Source organism: Lutimaribacter marinistellae (assembly GCF_042648365.1).
Classification (GTDB): domain Bacteria; phylum Pseudomonadota; class Alphaproteobacteria; order Rhodobacterales; family Rhodobacteraceae; genus Lutimaribacter_A; species Lutimaribacter_A marinistellae.
This window is the reverse complement of the sequence record NZ_JBHRXI010000011.1, coordinates 1-1849: the sequence shown is the minus strand read 5'-3', so window position 1 is coordinate 1849 and position 1849 is coordinate 1. Positions and strand designations below refer to the sequence as shown.

Genomic DNA, 1849 nt, shown 5'->3' with positions numbered 1-1849 from the left:
GCGGAAAGGGACATGGAGCGTGACCGTCTCGGGGATCTGCGCGCCGCGGGTCATTCGGCTGCCATCGTCTGCTCGGTCTGCATCTCGCGGACAAGACTGCCAAGGCCATCGACGCGGAGCCGGACGTTCAGGCCATTCATGCCGATATCGATACGCTCGACCAGCAGCGCCACGATGCGCGCCTGTTCGGCGGGGAACAGCTCGTCCCACAGCGGGTCGAGCTGCAGCAGGGCCTCACGGGCGTCGGCCTCGCTAATGTCGTCAGCGTGGGCACGCGCGGCCTTCCACGTGCCCGCCACGATCTCGGGCTGGCGGAACACGGCCCGCAACTGATCGATCACGGCCGCCTCGATCTCCCCCGCCGGCATGCGGCCGACCGGACAAGATCCGGCACCATGCTTCAGAACCGTCTGGCTGACATAGTAGCGGTAGAGCTTGCCGCCCTTGCGCGTGTGTGTCGGCGAGAACGCCGCGCCGTCCGGCCCGTAGAGCAGCCCCTTCAGCAGCGCGGGCGTCTCGGCGCGGGTGCGCGCGGCGCGCTTGCGGGGGCTCTCCTGCAGAATGGCATGGACACGGTCCCATGTCTCGCAGTCGATGATGGCGTCATGCTCGCCGCGATAGCTTTCACCCTTGTGGACCGCCTCGCCGATATAGGCGCGGTTGTTGAGCAGCCGGTAGAGGTACTTCTTGTCGATCCGGTTGCCGCGCGGGGTACGAATGCCATGTCGGGCGACGTCGCGCGCCAACTCGGTCGCCGATCCGATCTCGAGGAAGCGGGCGAAGATCCAGCGAACATGCTCGGCACGCTCGTCATCCACCACCAGCTTCCGGTTCTCGACGCGGTAGCCGTAGGGCGGCACGCCACCCATCCACATGCCCTTGCGCCGGGAGGCGGCGACCTTGTCGCGGATGCGCTCCGCCGTCACCTCGCGCTCGAACTGGGCGAAGGAGAGCAGGATGTTCAGGGTCAGCCGCCCCATGGAGGTGGTGGTGTTGAAGCTCTGCGTGACCGAGACGAAGGTCACGTCGTCGCGGTCGAACACCTCGACCAGCTTGGCGAAGTCGGCCAGCGAGCGGCTGAGACGGTCGATCTTGTAGACCACGACCACGTCGACCAGCCCGTCCTCGATGTCCTCCAGCAGCCGTTGCAGACCGGGGCGTTCGAGCGTGCCGCCCGACATGCCGCCGTCGTCGTATTGATCACGCACAAGCACCCAGCCCTCGGACCGCTGGCTGGCGATATAGGCCTCGCAGGCCTCCCGTTGGGCGTGGAGCGAGTTGAACTCCTGTTCCAGCCCTTCCTCGGTGGATTTGCGGGTGTAGGTGGCGCAGCGCCGTTTGATCTTTACATCACTCATCCCCGGCCTCGCTGCCGCTTGAGCCCAAAGAAGACGAGCCCGTTCCAGCGCGTGCCAGTGATGGCGCGCGCGATGGCCGAGAGCGACCTGTAGGGGCGACCCTGCCAGTCGAAGCCGTCCGCAGTGACGGTGACGACATGCTCGACGCCTTGCCACTCGCGGATCAGCCGGGTGCCGGCGATGGGCATCGTGTCGGCGCGGATGCGGCTCTTCGTGCGATCGCCGCCGTCGAGGTCCTCGCCCAGCCATTCCAGCCGGCGGACCGTCTCGGGCTTCAGCCCGCCATAGGTCAGTTCCTGGATGCGGTAGGCCAGCCGGCTCTCCAGGTAGCGCCGGTTGAAGGGCGGTGGCTCGCTGTCGAAGAGCTCGCGCCATTGCGCCTTGAGTTCCGGCGTCGTCGCGGTCTTGAGCGCCGCGAGGCGCGCGGGGATCGGATCGTGGGTCGTCATGTCTGCCTCCTTTGCGAAGCCGCAGTACCGCTCCGATCGACC

At 67.1% G+C, this 1849-nt stretch carries 2 protein-coding genes; both read right to left on the bottom strand.

All coding sequences use genetic code 11. The features are described 5' to 3' along the window. Positions 1–50 precede the first annotated feature (50 nt). The gene (locus tag ACFORG_RS12295) at positions 51–1358 is read right to left on the bottom strand and encodes a recombinase family protein (RefSeq protein ID WP_386735832.1); all 1308 of its coding nucleotides are present in this window, start codon (positions 1356–1358) and stop codon (positions 51–53) included. Next, positions 1355–1807 (bottom strand): DUF2924 domain-containing protein, encoded by a 453-nt coding sequence (locus ACFORG_RS12290; protein ID WP_386735831.1) that lies wholly within the window; start codon positions 1805–1807, stop codon positions 1355–1357. The genes ACFORG_RS12295 and ACFORG_RS12290 overlap by 4 nt, the downstream gene beginning before the upstream one ends. Between the last annotated feature and the right edge of the window lie 42 nt (positions 1808–1849).